At 61.6% G+C, this 16,830-nt stretch carries 11 protein-coding genes; 5 read left to right on the top strand and 6 right to left on the bottom strand.

All coding sequences use genetic code 11. The annotated features are described in order from the left end of the window. Nucleotides 1–2,481, top strand: a 2,481-nt coding sequence (locus VIH17_03455; GenBank protein HEY4682289.1) for an ATP-binding protein, incomplete at its 5' end; no start/stop codon positions are given. Between the two features lie 25 nt (nt 2,482–2,506). Here VIH17_03455 and VIH17_03450 read toward each other — a convergent pair. From VIH17_03450 to queF, 3 genes are all read right to left on the bottom strand, one after another. Next, entirely contained in the window at nt 2,507–3,202 is a 696-nt protein-coding gene (locus VIH17_03450; protein HEY4682288.1) for a protein tyrosine phosphatase family protein, read from the bottom strand. A 174-nt stretch (nt 3,203–3,376) separates the two neighbouring features. Continuing rightward, nucleotides 3,377–4,228: a hypothetical protein gene (locus VIH17_03445; GenBank protein ID HEY4682287.1), complete on the bottom strand. Its 852-nt coding sequence runs from the start codon at nt 4,226–4,228 to the stop codon at nt 3,377–3,379. A 102-nt stretch (nt 4,229–4,330) separates the two neighbouring features. Continuing rightward, nucleotides 4,331–4,720, bottom strand: coding sequence for a preQ(1) synthase (queF, locus tag VIH17_03440; GenBank protein HEY4682286.1), 390 nt, complete (start codon nt 4,718–4,720; stop codon nt 4,331–4,333). 289 nt (nt 4,721–5,009) lie between these two features. Here queF and VIH17_03435 point away from each other — a divergent pair, with 289 nt between their 5' ends. Both VIH17_03435 and VIH17_03430 read left to right on the top strand, forming a co-directional pair. After that, nucleotides 5,010–6,305 (top strand): amidohydrolase, encoded by a 1,296-nt coding sequence (locus VIH17_03435; protein HEY4682285.1) that lies wholly within the window; start codon nt 5,010–5,012, stop codon nt 6,303–6,305. A 4-nt stretch (nt 6,306–6,309) separates the two neighbouring features. Then, nucleotides 6,310–7,614, top strand: coding sequence for an amidohydrolase family protein (locus VIH17_03430; protein ID HEY4682284.1), 1,305 nt, complete (start codon nt 6,310–6,312; stop codon nt 7,612–7,614). 25 nt (nt 7,615–7,639) lie between these two features. Here the strand turns inward: VIH17_03430 and VIH17_03425 are convergent, their stop codons facing one another. The 3 genes from VIH17_03425 to VIH17_03415 all read right to left on the bottom strand — a co-directional run bounded on the left by VIH17_03425 (nt 7,640) and on the right by VIH17_03415 (nt 11,876). Then, a complete protein-coding gene (locus VIH17_03425) occupies nt 7,640–8,701 on the bottom strand; it encodes a VWA domain-containing protein (protein ID HEY4682283.1) in 1,062 nt (353 codons plus the stop codon). A 165-nt stretch (nt 8,702–8,866) separates the two neighbouring features. Then, complete coding sequence (locus VIH17_03420; protein ID HEY4682282.1) at nt 8,867–10,240, bottom strand: hypothetical protein; 1,374 nt, start codon at nt 10,238–10,240, stop codon at nt 8,867–8,869. A 226-nt stretch (nt 10,241–10,466) separates the two neighbouring features. Further along, nucleotides 10,467–11,876, bottom strand: coding sequence for a hypothetical protein (locus tag VIH17_03415; GenBank protein HEY4682281.1), 1,410 nt, complete (start codon nt 11,874–11,876; stop codon nt 10,467–10,469). Nucleotides 11,877–12,140: 264 nt separating this feature from the next. Between VIH17_03415 and VIH17_03410 the strand changes: the two genes are divergently transcribed. Both VIH17_03410 and VIH17_03405 read left to right on the top strand, forming a co-directional pair. Beyond that, on the top strand, nt 12,141–15,137 hold the full coding sequence (locus tag VIH17_03410; protein HEY4682280.1) for an IPT/TIG domain-containing protein: 2,997 nt from the start codon (nt 12,141–12,143) through the stop codon (nt 15,135–15,137). 211 nt (nt 15,138–15,348) lie between these two features. Further along, on the top strand, nt 15,349–16,830 hold a 1,482-nt coding region (locus VIH17_03405; protein ID HEY4682279.1), incomplete at its 3' end, for a fumarate hydratase.

The raw sequence follows: 16,830 nt of genomic DNA, 5'->3' as shown, positions 1-16,830 counted from the left end.
CTACGTCGGATAGAGGTGGCTCGCGTGTCTCCCAAGCCCGCCGCTCCTGCTCAGGAACTCACCCCGGCCGAACTCCACTGGTGTTGCCTGCCGGAAAAGATTCCGTTTCAAAGCACCAACGACGTAGCGCCCCTGGAAACGATTGTGGGCCAGGATCGGGCGCTGAAGGCATTACGGGTAGGAGTGGAGCTCTTTGCCCCTGGCTACAACATTTTCGTTTGCGGGCTGGCTGGCACCGGCCGGGCGACGACCATCACGAAAATGCTTCAAGAGCTTCCTCTCAAGTGCCCGCTGGCGCCTGACCGCTGCTACGTCAACAACTTCAAAAGCTCCGACCAGCCGCGGCTGCTGACCCTGCCGCGCGGCCAGGCCAATGGCTTCCGCAAGGAGATGGACAGCGCCATCGCTTTTCTCCGGCGGCGCATCCCCCAGGTTTTTGAAAGCGAGCAATTCCAGCTCACCAAGAACAAAATTGTGGAGCGCTACACCGGCCGCGAAAAAGAAATGATGGACGAGTTCACCCGTTACATCAGCAAGAACTCGTTCATGCTCGCCAAGATGCAGGTCGGCACCGTCTCGCTGCCCGAGTTGTTCCCGGTGGTGGACGGCCAGATGGTGCCCATGGAAGAAATGCCCAAGCTGGTGGAAGCGGGAAAAGTTCCGGCCGAGCGCGCTAAAGAGTTTGCCAAGAAGTACGATCAATTCCGCCAGGAGTTCACCCTGGTCTATCGCAAGACGCTGGCCCTCAGCCGGGAACTGGCCCAGGACCTGAGGTACCTGGAACAGGAAAGCGCTTCGGTACTGGTGGATGGCGTCATTGAAGAGTTAAAGGAGAAGTTTCCCCACCCGAGAGTCAGCGAATACCTGGAAGAGGTTCGGCACAACATCTTGGATAATCTGGAACCCTTTAAGACGAGAGAGGAAGAGGCGGCTGAGGCGGAGGGCGGCGCGCCCTCAGTGGAAGAGGCTTTTCGGGGGCCGCGGTTCGAGCGCGACCCGTTTCGGGTCTATCAGGTGAATGCCATTCTGGCGCACGAAGACGGCGACGGCGCGCCGGTGATCTTTGAGCGCAGCCCCACCTACCACAACCTCTTCGGCACGGTCCAGCGACCGCTGGATTGGCGCGCGGCCGTCCAATCCGACTTCATGGACATCCGCGCCGGGTCGTTGCTGCGGGCCGACGGCGGCTACCTGGTCGTTTATGCGCTCGACGCGTTGACCGAGCCGGGCGTTTGGCGGGCGCTCAAGCGCACCCTGATGCATCGCAAACTGGAAATCCAGGCCACCGATTGGCTCTACTCGTTTGGCGGCTCCTCGCTGAAGCCGGAGCCGATTGACGTCAACGTCAAAGTCATCATGATCGGCGACCACGAGCTTTACGAGTTGCTCTACGCCTATGAGCAGGACTTCAAGAAAATCTTCAAGATCAAGGCCGACTTCGATTCGGAGATGAAGCTGACGGACAACGTGGTGGGTTACTATGCGGGGGCGGTGCGCAAGCTTTGCGACGAGGAGAAGCTGCGGCCATTTGACCGCAGCGCCATCAGCGCCCTGGTGGAATTTGGCGTGCGCCGCGCCGGCCGCAAAGGCAAGGTCACCACTCGCTTTGCCGACGTGCTCGACGTGGCCCGGGAGGCGCATTACTTTGCCGAAGCCGAACAGTCAGCGATGGTCACTGAGGCACACGTGCGCCGCGCCCGGGAAGCTCACCGCGAGCGCCACAACCTCATCGAATCAAAAATTCAGGAGATGATTGACGAGCACCTCATGCTCATTGATGTGGCGGGCTCGCGGGTTGGCCAAGTGAACGGCTTGAGCGTGGCGGAAGTGGGCGGCTACGCCTTTGGCCGGCCGGTGCGCATCACCGCCTCGGTTTCCATGGGCAAGGCGGGCATCATCAATATCGAGCGCGAGGCCAACCTTTCCGGAAAGCTCCACGACAAGGGCATACAGATTCTTGCCGGCTATCTCCGCAACCGGTTCGCCCAGGACAAACCCCTGTCCCTTTCCGGCAGCATCTGCTTTGAGCAGTCCTACACCGGAGTGGACGGCGACAGCGCCTCCTCCACGGAGATCTACGCCATCGTTTCGGCCCTGGCCCGCGTGCCGCTACGGCAGGAAATCGCCGTCACCGGCTCGGTGAATCAGCAGGGCGACGTGCAGGCGATCGGCGGCGTCAATCAGAAGATCGAAGGCTTTTTTGAGGTTTGCAAGGGCAAAGGCTTGACGGGCAGCCAGGGCGTGATCATTCCCCAGGACAACGTCAAGGATCTGATGCTGCGCGAAGACATCGTGCAGGCCGTCGCGCAAAATCAATTCCACATCTATCCCATAACCACCGTTGATCAGGGCATCGAAATTCTCACCGGGTTCCGCGCCGGGACGCCCGGCGAAAATGGCAAGTTCGAGGAAGACACGGTGAATGCTCTGGCCGATGCCCGCCTGCTCCGGCTCGCCAAGGAACTCAAAGAATTTGAGTGATGCGGAATAGCCCTGCCCGGGCGGGCTACGTCTGACCCGCCGGCTTCCGCGGAGAAGCAGCCAGGGACCCTTCCGAGGCGGGCCGGCCATCGCGGGGCCTGCCGACCGCCGATGAGGATTTTGCGGCGGCGGGGGAGGGCCGCCGCGTTTCCAGTTTGAAAAGATTGTCCTTCAGGTGGCCGTACCAAAGTCCGCGGAATCCGTATTTTTCCATTTCGTCTGCCGCTTGTTTGGCGGTCCAACCTTCGCGAGTCACCCGATAGAGCCCAATCATGTAGCCGGTCCGTTCGGCGCCACGGCGGCAATGGACAAAAACTTTCTTGGGCGGGTTGTGGTCCATCGCCGCAAAAAAGCGCTGGACATCCTGGGCAGTCGGAAACCGGCTGCCCTTCCACGGTATGGAGACGTACTGCATGCCGAGGCTCTCGACCGTCTGCCGTTCGCGGTCGGCGCTCTTGCCCCGGTTGCGAAAATCTATGACGACCTCCATGCCTATTTCCTTGAGGTTCTGAAAACCTTCCGGTGACGGTTGCCCTCCACGAAAAAGACGGCCGTTGACGGCGTGAAAATTGGGCAAGCCCGGGATCTTGCCGGCGGTTTCTTGGGGGCGAAGAGAGACGGCGGGCGCGAGCAACGCCGCAACCAGAATAAGCGCGGTTCCGGTCGGGCGTCGAAGATGGCGTCGGACGAGCGCGGCGGCGAACCGTTTCTCTCTTCTCATCGTTTCCAAGCAGGCATCAAATTATACGATGAAATCTCGGCTGAAAATGTTTTCCGCGGTGGTCGGGCCCGATGGCAGTCTTCCGGCTCCTGGATGCCCAAAAGAGACACACCCCCAAGGGCGGCCGAGCACGGAAGCGGAGGACGGACGATCCGGCTCACGCGGACAGAGGAGCTACGGCTGTGGAGCCGCCGCCATTTCCTTCGGCGTTGAAAGATAGCCGATGATGCGATCTTTCTGGACGTCCTGAACCACCACCTCATAAGGGATGCGGGTGCCCTTGACGAGGAACTGCACCGGCTCGAGAAGCGTCTTGTCCTTCTTCTCGATGTTCCGGTCGTCCACGACGACGTCCATGGTGTATTTCAGTTTTTTGCTGTCGGTTTTCTTCAGGCGCATGGTGACCGGGCCCACCCGCTGGGGACCGGCGCGCTTGGTCAGGTCGAAATCGAAGTAGTTGCGGTCACCGCGCCGCCTCAGCTCGTCCAGCTCGTCGCGGTTTTTGGCGATGAGACCGCTCTGGACGCCGAGGTCGCCGATGGCGCGCTCGAGCTTAATCTTGATTTCGCTGACCTCTTGCTTTGTGCCGGCCACGTCGGTTTTCACGCCAGCAACCTCGCCGGTGACGGCGGCAATGCCGGTCTCGGTTGCCCTCTGCACTTCAGCGATCTTGCCGGCGAGTTCCGCGTTGGATGCGGCCACTTCCTTCTTGATATTCTGCGCCAGGGCGCGGGCCCGCTCGAGTTCCTTCTGGGTCAAGCCAAGACGCTCGGTGGTGACCTCGACTTGTCCCTTGAGGTTGGCAAAACGATCGTCGGTGACGTCCATGCGCTTGCCGATGACGTCAATCTTTTGGCTCACTTGCTTCATGACGCCCTGCAAGCTCTGTCTCGCCGAGTTCTGGGCGTAAAAGGAGTACGCCACAAGCACGGCGATCACGACGACCAGGATGACCAGCCACATCGGTGTCCCGCCACCGGGAGAGGATTCCGGTCCTTTGGATGGGGTAGTAGGTGAGATGCTCATAAACCTCCTTTACGCTCGGGCAAAAGGTCGCCCCCGTCGCGGCGGGGCCGGCCCCTTGCCGGGAAGCGGCATTATCTTCAAATTGAAAGGCAAAGTCCATCATTATGGTCGCGGCCGGCCATGGCGGGCCTCAATGGTGCTGCGCATGCTGCCGCGAACGTTGAATTCGCCGCGCACGACGCACCATTTGGGCCGGCAGGCCACCACCACGTCCCTCAGAATGCGATTGACTGCGTTCTCGTAAAAGATTCCCACATGACGATAGGCGTTGAGATAAACCTTGAACGATTTGAGTTCCACACAGGCCTTGCCCGGTTCGTAGCGCACCGTGATGGTGCCGAAGTCGGGTAACCCGGTCTTGGGACAAACCGAGGTGTACTCGGGAGCAACAATCTGAATTTCATATCCCGGAAATTGATTGGGCCAGGTTTCCAGCGTCGGCAACGGGGCTCGCAAACCCGCCCGGGCATGTTCAATACTGTACGGCGGCATCGTTCCCCACCGGCGCAAGCCCCAACGTGCCGGGGCAAGCCCCGACATGTCGGGGCAAGCGTATTGTAGTCAAACTGGCCCCGGAAGGAAACGGCTCCGCGGGAGCCATTCCCGGCAGCGTCGAAGTTCGGCGATAGCGCCAGGCGACGGTTAAAGTCGAATCCGACGACTTGAAAGCGGCCACGCCCGCTGTTCACAAAGGGTGTTGCGCTGGTTTTCGCTCCTGACTACAATCGGCGCGGGTCCTACGATTACCCGGGCGTTTCTTTGCCCCGGAGGGGCGCTCCCCATGAGAAAAGCGAGAAAAATTTCGCGGCTCTTTATGCTGGCGTGTATGTGCCCGATCCTGGCAGCCGCGGCGGCCAAGGCGGAGGAAGTCGTCATCCGCAACGGAACGATTCTTACCGTCACCCGGGGCACCATGCAAAAGGGGTCTGTCCTCATCCGTGACGGAAAGATCGTCGAGATCGGCAAAACGGTTCACGCCTCGCCGAGCGCGAAGGTCATTGACGCGACCGGCAAGTACGTGATGCCGGGCATTGTTGACGCGCACAGCCACATCGCGCTCGACGGCGACATCAACGAAGCAACTGCGCCTGTCACGCCGCACATGGTGATGGCCGATGCCTTTCAATACGATGACAAATCCATCTATCACATTCTGGCGGGCGGTGTGACATCGTCACTCCTGCTCCATGGCTCGGCCAACATGATTGGCGGCCAGGCGCTGGTCATCAAACACAAGTTCGGCAAGCCGCGCGACGCATTGATCTTCCAGGACGCTTTGCCCTCGATCAAGTTTGCCAGCGGGGAAAATCCGAAGCGCGTGTACGGCGGCCGGCAACAGATGCCCTCGACCCGCATGGGCAATTTCTTTGTTCTCCGGCAGGCGATGGCAGAGGCCAAGGACTACATTCAGGAATGGGAGCAATACAACGCTCGACTCAAGAAGGGCGACCCAGCCAAGGCGGGACTGCCCCCGAAAAAGGACCTGAAACTGGAAGCCCTGGCCGATATTCTGCGCGGGAAGTTTCTGGTCCAGATTCATTGCTACCGTGCCGACGAATTCCTGACGGAAATGCGCATTGCCCGGGAATATGGCTATCCCATTCGCGCCTTCCACCATGCGCTTGAGGCCTACAAGGTTGCCGATGAACTCGCCAAGGCCAATATCGGGACGGCGATCTTCGCCGACTGGTGGGGCTACAAGGTGGAAGCCTGGGACGCCATTCCGTGGGCGGGCGCGATGCTGTGGAAAAAGGGCGTGCGGGTGGCGGTGAAGTCAGACAGCGAAGATTTTGCTCGACGGCTGAATCAAGAGGCGGCCAAGCTTGTCCGCTACGGCGGCGTGCCTGAGGAAGAAGCGTTGGCAATGATTACGATCAACCCGGCGTGGATTGCCGGGATTGATCATCGGGTGGGGTCACTCGAGCCCGGCAAGGACGCTGACATCGCTATCTGGGACGCCCATCCGCTTTCCATCTACGCGAAAGTGGAAAAAGTCCTGATTGAGGGCGAGGTCTATTTCGACCGCAGCCTGCCCGGCTACGGCACGCCGTTCTATGCCACGGGGCCAAAGGAGTAGCGCCATGATAAGGACCATCTTCTGCGCCACATTTGCCGGGCTGGTGGCGGCGGCTGCTCTGGCAGCCGATCATCCTGCCGGCGAGGTCGTTGCCATCAAGGATGGAAAAATCTTGACCGTCACCAAGGGAGTGATTGAGAAAGGCACGGTCTTGATCCGCGGCGACAAGCTCGAAGCGGTGGGCGCCAATCTTGCCATTCCCCCCGGCGCAAGGGTCATTGATGCCCGCGGCATGACGGTCTATCCCGGGCTGATCGACTCGAATACCGGCCTTGGACTGGTGGAAGTAGATCTGGTGCCGGCAACGGTGGATCGAGTCGAGCCGAGCGACCCGATCACGCCCCAAATGCGCGTTGTGGATGCCTTGCACGCCGAGAGTGAACTCATTCCAGTAACGCGCCTGAACGGCGTGACGACGGCCATCGTTTCGCCGGCGGAAACCAACACGATGTCCGGACTTTCTTCGCTCATCCTTCTCGACGGCAAGACAGTGGACGAAATGGTTATGGTTCCGGACATCGCCCTCAACATCAACTTCAGCCCTCGCGCCAGGCGACGTGACAAGTTTCCGGAGACCCGCATGGGCATGATCTCGCAAATGCGCCAGGCCTTTTTGGACGCGCAGGATTACGGGCAAAGAAAAGCGCGCGCCGAAGCCGGCCTTGAGGCAGGAGGGGCGGAGGAAAGAGAGAGGGAAGGCCGCGGCCCGCGCCCCTTCCGACATGACCTGAAACTGGAAGCGCTTCTCCCGGTGCTGGAAGGCAAGCGGCCGGTGATCTTGGGCGCAACGGAGCCGAGCGAAATCAAGACCATCATGACCCTGGCGCAGGAATTCAAGTTACGCGTCATCCTGAGCCACATCACCCACGCCCAGGACATCCTTGACGAAGTGGCCGCCTGGAACGTACCGGTGCTGGTGGGGCCGATCTACGACATGCCCAAAGAGGAGCAGCGGTACGACGGCGTGTTTCGCCTGCCGGCGGAATTGTCTCGCCGCGGAGTGAAAATCGCTTTTCAATCCGCTGACGCTCATAACGTGCGCAACCTGCCCTACCAGGCGGGATATGCGGTGGCCTACGGGTTGCCTTACGACGAGGCGATCAAGGCCATCACCATCTACCCGGCGGAGATTTGGGGCGTGGCCGACAAGCTCGGCAGCCTCGAACCCGGCAAGCTCGCCAACGTGGTGGTGGCCACCGGCGATCCCCTCGAGCCGCGCACCGACGTGAAATATGTCTTCATCAAGGGCCGCGAGATTCCGATGGAGTCCCGTCAAAGCCGGCTCTACGAGCAGTATCGCAGCCGGTGAGGGGTGAACGGCGAAGGGGTTCGATTCAGGAATCCGGGCCGAGGAAGTAGCCTGGCCGGGCGCGGACGGTGATTCCGCTGCGCTTGACCCGCACCTCGATGCGGTGAAAGCCGGGCTCGTGCGCGTTGGTCGGCCGATAGGTGAGGACGTACTGGCTGTGAATCTCGTTGCCGATTTCGCCGATGGCTTCTTCGAGGCCGCTCTTGGTTAACTGGCTGCGATAGCTGGCCCCGGTGCCGGCAGCGATCACCTTGAGCGGGTTCTCACCCAACGAATGGGAGAGGGTCTGGACGAGCGTCATGACCGCCGGGATGAGATTGATGCCGCCGTAGTAGTTCTGCTCGGCCGTGGTGGTGGGCACCGCTCCCGGCGGCAGCGGACGGGCCATCACCCCTGGAGGAAAAGGCGAGGTCGCCGCCGGCGCCTCCTTTTGCATCAGCATCACCTGGGTGGTGTTGAAGCCGATGGTGTAGATGCTGACATTGGCCAATTGGGCGTCGCGCAGCGGCTCGCCGATTTTGATCAGGCTGCCGCGGTCCTCCGGTTCGGTCATGGCAATGACCACCCGCCGGCGATTCTCCCGACCGCGCAGGATTTCGACGGCCCGGCCCATGGCGTCCGCCAGGCGGGCGCTGTCGTCGCCCGGCTGCATCTTCTTGATAGCCGATATAATCTTGTCGCCGTCTGAAGTGAAGTCTTGGAGCAGTTGCACGCGGCTATCAAACGTGATGACGGCGCCTTCGCCCGTCTGCCCCATGACCAGTTCGGTAAAAAGGATTCCGGAGCCGCGCACGCGGTCGAGCAGCGGGGTCACCCGGCTACTCGTCTCCACCAGCACGACCAGGGAGACAGGCAGCGGGCTCAAATCAAGATCGAAGATCTTCTGCGGGACACCGTTGTCGGTGACTTCAAAGTCTTTTGCGTCCAGGTCGAACACGAACTGGCCACGCGAATCGAAGGTGGCAACGGGAACCTCCACCACGTCGGCTCGCGCGCGGAATCGAACTTCCTGGCCCGGGCTGGGCTGTGCCAGGCCCGAGAGCGAAACGGTCACGGCGAGCGAGAGCCGGGTGAGAAGTCGCCCCATTGGCTTCATTGTTTCATAACTCCGGCAGGGCCGACAAACCAATAGATTCGCTGCACCCGGTTCGGGATGCCTTCCGTGCCTTCGCTAGAGGCTTGATGCTCGAGGCTGGAAGCCAGAAAATTTTCTAGCTTCCTGCTTCCAGCCTCTAGCGACTGCTTTTGTGTGCTAGCGCTGGCCGGACTGCTGGCGATCGGTGATGGAACGAACCTTGTCGGCGGAGAGCGCTTCTCGCGAGGGGCCGCCTGATTCAGAATGAAAGAGGATGGTGCTGGAATCCTTGGCTTCAATCCAACCGGCACGCTTGAGCACGGCGCCCATCAAGTTCTCCAGCTTGATGCGACCCTGCATGTAAATGTCATAGACGCGCAGCAGGTCGAGCAGGCGCATCACGACCAGTTTGTCCTGGAGCATGCGCTGGACCAGGGCGGGCGGGATGGGGGCGTCCTTGTCCACCAGGTTCGGCGCGCTAGCAAAAATGTTGGCGATGAGCAAGGCTGGAAAATCGTCGTTGCCGATGCGGTCGGCGCGCTCCAGGTCAAGCCGCTGCAAATCATGGCGGTTGATGTTCTGTTCCGGCGCTTCGACGCGAAGCAGCATGAGCGCCTGGCTGGTTTGCCCGTCCTCCAAAATGAACGAGCGTCCGCCCTCGCGCCGGCCCACGCAATAGCCCAGGTTCTCAAAGATTCGTCCCACTCCCGCCAGCAACTCTTCCCCGCGCTGGTACGGCAGGGCGCGCGCCTCTTCTAGCCAACGCCGCTGTTGCTGTGCCGCTTCCAATTCCTGGCGCAACTTCTGGAGGCGGGTTTCGAGGACGTTCTCGCTGTGGAAGGTGAACAGTTCGCGGGAAGCTTCCCCCACTGCGCCTCGACCGGCTATCCGGGAAGAGCAATACTCATCGAGCGAGTGAGCAAGCAGCTCCAGGGGCTGAGTACTCGTGAGTCGGTTGGGGGGAAGGAAGGCGGGAAGCAGTCCCAGCATCGCCCGGTTGGCAAAGGATTTGACGAACCCGGTGACCTCCTTGCTCTCAGCGCTGCGCGAGAGAACGTCCAGGTTGGCGTCGGATTCGTTCACGGCAAAAGTGGCGAACCCCTTGGCGTATTCCTGCGCAAAGCCGGCAAACTCTTCTTTCACGCTGACCGACGACGTGCTGGTCAATGTTGCCTGAGACATCACGCGCGCATAGGTCAGAAGAAAATAAGCAAGGTTGTCGATGCCGACTGCACCCGCGCCCGGGAAGAGCTGGGGCCCAAGATGATTGTAGGCTGCGAGGAGAAAGCGTCCCTGTTGCAGGCAGGCGACCGCTTCCTCTTTGCGAATCAGGAAATCTTCCTTCTGCTGCAAAGGAAGTTTGGGCGATTCGCCGACAACATCGGCTTCCAGAATAATGATGCGGTCGTAGTCGAGAAAACTGACCCGGGCGAAGCGACGAGCCAGGGTGAACTGGGGCGAGCCGGCCGGGACGAGCGTTTCGCTGTCTCGAGCGAGGTAATCGGGTACGCCATAGATGAGCGTGCGGGCCGAGCTACTTGTAGGTTCCATTACTTGTTCCCTCAGTTGTAGCAGCGGAGCTTTGGCTGGCAGGTGGAGGCTAGGCAACCTTAATCTTCAACGTGTTAAAAGCACCTGTCAAGGCCCGAGTGATAAAAGTTGCTAGTTCTATACCTCCCGCCAAAGCTCTCAAACCAATAACGTTATAGTATCATTATCGGCGTGCCTATCCCGCCGCGGGGTGCTCCCTCGCACCCATCGTTCCCGAAGAAGATTGCTAGAGCGACCGGTCCACCTCTTCGAGGGTCTGAATGAGATCCGAAGCAGAGCGAGCGAGCTTCGATCGCTGTGGGACTTGCCCGTTGGAGGCGGAGTTGGCCAGAGTTTTCTGCAACTGCACAAGCAAGCTGGCTGCGCTGGCGACCGCATAGCCGAGCGAATCGAAGTGTGGCTTCCAGAGGTAGCGGGTCTCGCGCTTTTCCCGGTAAAGGGTCAATTCCTCCTCCAGGCGACCGCGGATGACAACCGCCTGCTGGATAGCCTCATAAAGCGCACGGGTGGCTTGGGTTGCCTCCAACTGCGGCATAAAGGCCTCCACCTCCCAGGGCGAAACGGCGAAGGATGCATGCGCCAGAGGAACGAGCATGGCCGCCTCAACCGGCATCCGCACTTCAGCGAAATACTCCCGGATGCGGGTGGTCAAACTCTTGAGCTGCATTTCCTCCAGTGGGCGGGTAAATTTTCGCTGGTATTTTTCCAGTTCCGGGCGCTCCTTCAGCTTCCCCACCGGTCCCTCCTGAGCGGGGCTAACGGCGGCAGTGGCAGGGGCGGGCTGCCCCGGAGTGGCGGGACTCTCCGGCGTCTCCACGCCCGCTTGCCCGGCGAAGAAGACCTTCAGACGCACTGCATCCTGGATATTCTGCCGTGTGACCAGGCGCATGCGGTCGGTCTCTGCGCGAAAGAGTTCTTCGAAGCGCTTTCGGAACACCAGGTTGAACTGCACCATCTGCTTCACAACCTCGGGATGAGCCAAGTAGGAAGAAAGGGACTTTTTGATGCTTCTCGCCTGATGGACGACCTTCGAGTTCACCAGTTCTTCGAAGTCGGTGTATTGTTCGATACGGGGGATGAGGGCGGCCAATTGAGTGAGCCGATCTTCTTGTTCGGCTGCCAGCGCATGCCATCGCAACCCGGCAAAGAGGCTGAGCCAGGCCTCATCCCCGGGCGCGCCCGCCCCGATGTGATCGGGGCCCGCGCTCGGTTGCAAAGGCCGATCGGTCTCCGTCGAGAAGAGGAGCGTGGCAAGGTAATCGAGCTTGTCACGATCGGCGTCCTCGAAGGGTGGCTTGGTCAGAAAATAGCGGAGCAGGGCGCGGACCGTTTCCACGGCAATGGGGACTCGGCGTTCGATGTGGACGCGGAGAAGAAACGGAGTGATGGACGAATCGAGCAGGGTCAGACAACGCCGCATCTGTTTGAACGCCTCTTCAGCAGCAGCCGGGGAAGATTGCTCCATTAAGACTTTTTCCAGGTGCTCGAGATCGGCGGAGGCATCACTCCCGGCGACTCGGGAGGGAAAGGTCTCAGCGGCCATCTCGCGGTAAAAGCGGGAAACGCGGATCAGCTCTTCCGCGGCAAGGGTGGTCGGGGGAGCTCCTTTGGTCTTTTTGTTGGTCTGGTGCGCCATGATCTTGGAAAAAACGCCCTCGCTCCGCGCTCCGCTCTTTGTCCCTATCGGGTGATGCTACCACAGCCGCCGGGCATGCGCACGCCTGAGTCAGACAGCGCCCTTCGCCGGCGGGTCTCACTTGTCTCCATGGTTTCCGCTACACTCCCGCGCCAAGGCAACTATAATAGGCAGTCCGGTTCGCCAGAGGGCGGCCGGCCAAAGTTTCTGTCCCGCCGGCACGGGACGGGTCCTGACCCTGAGATCTCCCGGGAGGAACCCTGGATGCACCCAGCGCGACGCTTGGTTCTTGTTCTATTTGGCTTGTTGGTAGCCCTGGCGGGCTGCGGGGAATCAGGAAAAGAAAAGGATGAGCCCCCGGTCGAAATCAACGTAACAATTAATCCGACGACCGCCAATGTGGGTCGCGGACAGACGCAAGCGTTCACCGCCACAGTGACCGGTTCCTCCAACACCAGTGTCGCTTTCACTCTGGCGGGTCCCGGAAGCATCACCTCCTCAGGCAATACTGCCACCTATACCGCTCCTGATGTGGCCAGCGTTCCCGTGGGCAGCCGGGCGAGCGTTGCCGCCAGCGCCGAGGCGGATTTCACCAAATTTGCCGTGGCAACCATCACCATTGTCAATCCCGCGCCGACCTTGACGGCGATCTCGCCAGCAGCCATTGTCGCCGGCTCGGAAGGTTTTGCGCTGGCTCTCACCGGCACAAATTTTCTTTCGAACGCCTCCGTCAAACTGAACGGGGTGGCCATTGCCTCGCAATTTGTGAGCCCCGTGCGAATGATCGCAAGTGTCACGGCCAACCACATCGTGGCCCCGGGTTCGATTTCCGTTGTGGTGTCGAACGTGGCACCCGGCGGAGGCGACTCTTCGCCGCAAACCCTGGTCGTGGCCGAAGGCAAACCGGTAGTCACCCGGCTTAACCCGGAAAGCATCACCGCGGGCACGGCCACCACACTTTCGATCGTTGGCGGCTATTTCCATGCCGGCAGCCTTGTCAGCTTCAACGGGGTGAGTAAGCCGCCCACCCTGGTAGATGACCAGCACCTCGAAATCAGCGTTGCGGCCGGCGATGTGCCTGTGGCCGGACTCTATTCGGTGGTGGTAACAAACCCGGGTAGCGGGGGAGGGGTGGCCGGGACGAACCTTCTGGTGCGACCCTCGGGTTCGGCGCCAACCCGGGTCTCGGTCACGGGCGCTGCTCCCAGCGGGTATGCGGTGGCAGTGAACCCCAATCTGGCACGGGCGGTGGTCAGCCGGCCGGCTCCCGAGAATCAGGTAGCGCTGGTCGATCTGGCTTCGAATGCGGTTGCGGCAACTTTTGCTGTTGGGGCTGACCCGCGCGGTGTTGCGGTGAACTCAATTAGCAACGCGGCGGTGGTGGCGAATCGGGCCGATGGCACCCTCAGCGTGCTGGACATGGTGAGTCAGACGGCGGCCCCGCCGATCGACCTGGGCCCGCCGCGCACCAATCCGGTGGGAGTGGCGGCGGATGCAACTCTGAATCGAGCGGTGGCTGCCGATCCCACGAACCGCGTTCTGGTGACGGTGGATTTGGCCAATTCCCTTGTGCTCAGCCGCACGGCGGTCGCCGATGCGGTGGACACCGTGGCCATCGATCCCGAACTCAAATGGGCTTTGGCCTTCGAGCGTGGCCGGGCAACCCTGTTCGCCATGGACGTTGCCAGTGGAAGTTTGCTCAGTAGTTTCTCCCTGGGCGCGGGTTTCCAGGCGCAGGAACTGGCCGTGGATCCTTCGGCTCATGCCGTGGCGATCACCAACGCCGGCGGCAATTCGATGGCGGTGGTGGATCTGCTCACCGCCGAGGTGCGGACGATCGCTCTCGGCCTCCCCACCGGCGCGGCCGCCTTCAATCCGCAGACAGGCCTCCTGGCGGTCGCTTCTGGAAATAACCTGCTGGTTGTCGATCCGCGCATCACCGCCGGCTCGCCCATCCTTGCCAACGTCCCGACGTCAGGCCCGATTGTTGGTTTAGCCTTTGCCGTGACGACCAATCGCATCGTGGTGACTCATGGCGCGGCGAGCGCGATCGAGATTGCCGATGCCGGCCCGATGCGAAGCATCTCGACTCATACCATGGACCCTGTTTCGGTATCGCCCGCGACGGCTTCGAGCCCGGTGGTGAATGGCGCGGGCTTCGACGGCAATACTTCCGTCCTGATCTCCGGCCGATCCTTTGCCGCCACCCGACGCACGATCGGCGGCGGGCCCGTGCCGACGATTCTGGATGTTACGCCGCCGGTGGCGGTCACCGATTTTCCATCGGTGCTGAGCGCGCCGGTACAAACCCAGAATGCAACCCCGGAAGTCTCCGGCGTCCTCCGCCTGCGCATTGCCGTGCCTGCCTACAGCGCCATCACGGGTCCGCGCGCGGCGACAATTGATCCGGCCGCCGGGGTCGCCTATCTGACCAACACGACGGATAGCGATGTGAAGCGGATTGACCTGACCTCGCTCTCCAACGCTTTGACCCCGGTGGGCGGGGTGCCGGCGGCTCCCGGATTGCTTGCCGCCAATCCAGTGGCCGGAACCCTGGTCGCCGCTGAAGCTGCCGGCAACCGGCTGTTCGTTCTCGATCCTTCCGCCGCCACACCGCTCGTCCGGACGGTGACGCTCAGCCAGCCGATCACTGGCTTGGCTGTCAACCAGCAGACCAATGCCGCCGTTGCGGCTCATGCCGCCAACTCTTCTCTCTCGATAGTGGATCTGAACACGGGCATCGTAAACACGCTCGGGTTGCCGGGACAGCCTGTCCCGAACGGGTTGGCGGTGGATTCAGTGCGCAATACGGCCTGGGTGGCGCTGGGGAACACGAACGCGGTGGTCGCGGTCGGGTTGAGCAGCGGCGCTCTTGGGGCGCCGATCGCGGTTGGCGCCGGTCCGGTCGGAGTGGCCGTGAACCGAACGACCGGGGTGGTCGTGGTCACGAGCGCCACCGCGCGGACGGCAACCATCATTTCATCGGCTGGCGCGACGACAACCGTTCCGCTGTCGTTCACCCCGGGGACGGTGGCGATTCACTTCCGCACCAACACCGCGGTCATCGCTGTAACCGGCGGGAACCTTCCCGGCTCGGCCGCCCACCAGCTCGCGTTGCTGCGACTCGATGGCTCAGGTTTTCTGACCGCTCTGGCGGTAGGCCAGCGGCCAGTGGCCCTGGCGCTGGATCCAAACCGCGCGCTAGCCATCACGGTCAATGACACCGACGGCAGTCTTTCCGTCGTGCCGTTGCCGGACTAGTAGGCGTCCCAGGCTTGCCTGTGGGACAGGCGTCCACGCCTGTCGGCTTTTCAATCCAACTCGATGACAGGCAAGAATGCCTGTCCTACTGAGGGGGGCGCTACCTGCCGCGCCCGATTTGGCGTAGGATAATTTTTGTGCCGAGTTGCGGTATCGGGCTGCAGCCCGATCCCCCTGCGAGGTGGCCTCGTCTAGCTCAAGGAGTTCTCTGATGGAATTTTTTCAAGACAGCATGCTTGCCCTGATCACCCAAACCTCGACCAACCTTCCGCCGGACGTCCGCGCTGCCATGAAGGATGCCATCGGCCAGGAAACGCCGAATACGCAATCGGCCCAGGCGCTGGCCATCATTGCGTCGAACATTGACATGGCCGAGGAGGGCGAGGGCGCCATTTGCCAGGATACCGGCTGGCCGACTTTTGAAATCAGGACGCCCGCGGGGGCCAACCAGATCGAGATGCGCCGGGCCATCGAAGCCGCGCTGGCGGAAGCCACCCGCCGCGGCGTCCTGCGGCCGAACTCGGTGGATTCGCTTACCGGCAAAAATACCGGCAACAACCTGGGACCGGGGATGCCGGTCATCCACTTCGAGCAATGGGAGAAGAATGAGATTGAGGTGAGGCTGCTGCTCAAGGGCGGTGGCTGCGAGAACATGAACGCGCAGTATTCGCTCCCCTGCACGCTCGAGCATCTTGGCCGCGCCGACCGCGACCTGGAAGGGGTGCGCAAGTGCATCCTGCACGCGGTCTGGCAAGCGCAGGGGCAGGGCTGCAGCCCCGGCGCGGTGGGCGTCTGCATCGGCGGTGACCGCACGGCGGGCTACCACCACGCCAAGTTGCAGCTCTTCCGTCCGCTCGATGACACGAACCCGAATCCGGTTCTAGCCAAACTCGAAGCGGAAATCATGGCTTCTGAGAGCGGAGCAAACCAGCTCGGCGTCGGGACGATGGGGTTTGGCGGCAAGGCTTCTCTCATCGGCTGCAAGATCGCCGCCGTCAACCGCCTGCCAGCAAGCTTCTTTGTTTCGGTGGCGTATGATTGTTGGGCTTTCCGTCGCCTGGGCGTTGTGCTCGACGCCGAAAGCGGTGCCATCGTGCGCTGGCTCTACCGCGACCCGCACCGGCCGGTGGAGAAAATGGCGGCCGGCGAAGGTTTTCCCCTGACCGGGAGAGAAGTGGCCCTGGAAGCGCCCCTCAGCGAGGCCGAGATTCGCAGCTTGAAGGTGGGCGACGTTGTGCTCATCAGCGGCGATATGTTCACCGGGCGCGATGCCGTCCACTCGCACTTGATGAAAAATCCCGCGCCGGTGGACTTGCAGGGGCAAATTCTCTATCACTGCGGGCCGGTGGCGCTCAAAGAGGGTGACCGTTGGACGATCAAGGCGGCGGGACCGACCACCAGCATGCGCGAAGAGCCCTACCAGGGCGAGATCATCAAGAAATTCGGCATCCGTGCCGTGATCGGTAAAGGCGGCATGGGGGCGAAGACGCTCGCTGCCCTGAAAGAGCACGGCGCGGTTTATTTGAATGCCATCGGTGGCGCGGCGCAGTATTACGCCCGTTGCGTCGAGAAGGTGAGGGGGGTGCATCTGCTCGAATTCGGCACCCCGGAAGCGATGTGGCACCTTGAGGTGAAGAACTTCGTTGCCATCGTGACCATGGACGCCCACGGCCAGAGCCTCCACGCGGAAGTG

Source organism: Candidatus Acidiferrales bacterium, assembly GCA_036514995.1.
Classification (GTDB): domain Bacteria; phylum Acidobacteriota; class Terriglobia; order Acidiferrales; family DATBWB01; genus DATBWB01.
The sequence above is the reverse complement of the archived record's forward strand: the minus strand, read 5'-3'. Positions and strand labels throughout refer to the sequence as shown.

Coding starts and splice junctions, on each gene's coding strand:
- VIH17_03450 (HEY4682288.1), bottom strand. CDS start 3,202: ATGAGAAGAGAGAAACGGTTCGCCGCCGCGCTCGTCCGACGCCATCTT.
- VIH17_03445 (HEY4682287.1), bottom strand. CDS start 4,228: ATGAGCATCTCACCTACTACCCCATCCAAAGGACCGGAATCCTCTCCC.
- queF (HEY4682286.1), bottom strand. CDS start 4,720: ATGCCGCCGTACAGTATTGAACATGCCCGGGCGGGTTTGCGAGCCCCG.
- VIH17_03435 (HEY4682285.1), top strand. CDS start 5,010: ATGAGAAAAGCGAGAAAAATTTCGCGGCTCTTTATGCTGGCGTGTATG.
- VIH17_03430 (HEY4682284.1), top strand. CDS start 6,310: ATGATAAGGACCATCTTCTGCGCCACATTTGCCGGGCTGGTGGCGGCG.
- VIH17_03425 (HEY4682283.1), bottom strand. CDS start 8,701: ATGGGGCGACTTCTCACCCGGCTCTCGCTCGCCGTGACCGTTTCGCTC.
- VIH17_03420 (HEY4682282.1), bottom strand. CDS start 10,240: ATGGAACCTACAAGTAGCTCGGCCCGCACGCTCATCTATGGCGTACCC.
- VIH17_03415 (HEY4682281.1), bottom strand. CDS start 11,876: ATGGCGCACCAGACCAACAAAAAGACCAAAGGAGCTCCCCCGACCACC.
- VIH17_03410 (HEY4682280.1), top strand. CDS start 12,141: ATGCACCCAGCGCGACGCTTGGTTCTTGTTCTATTTGGCTTGTTGGTA.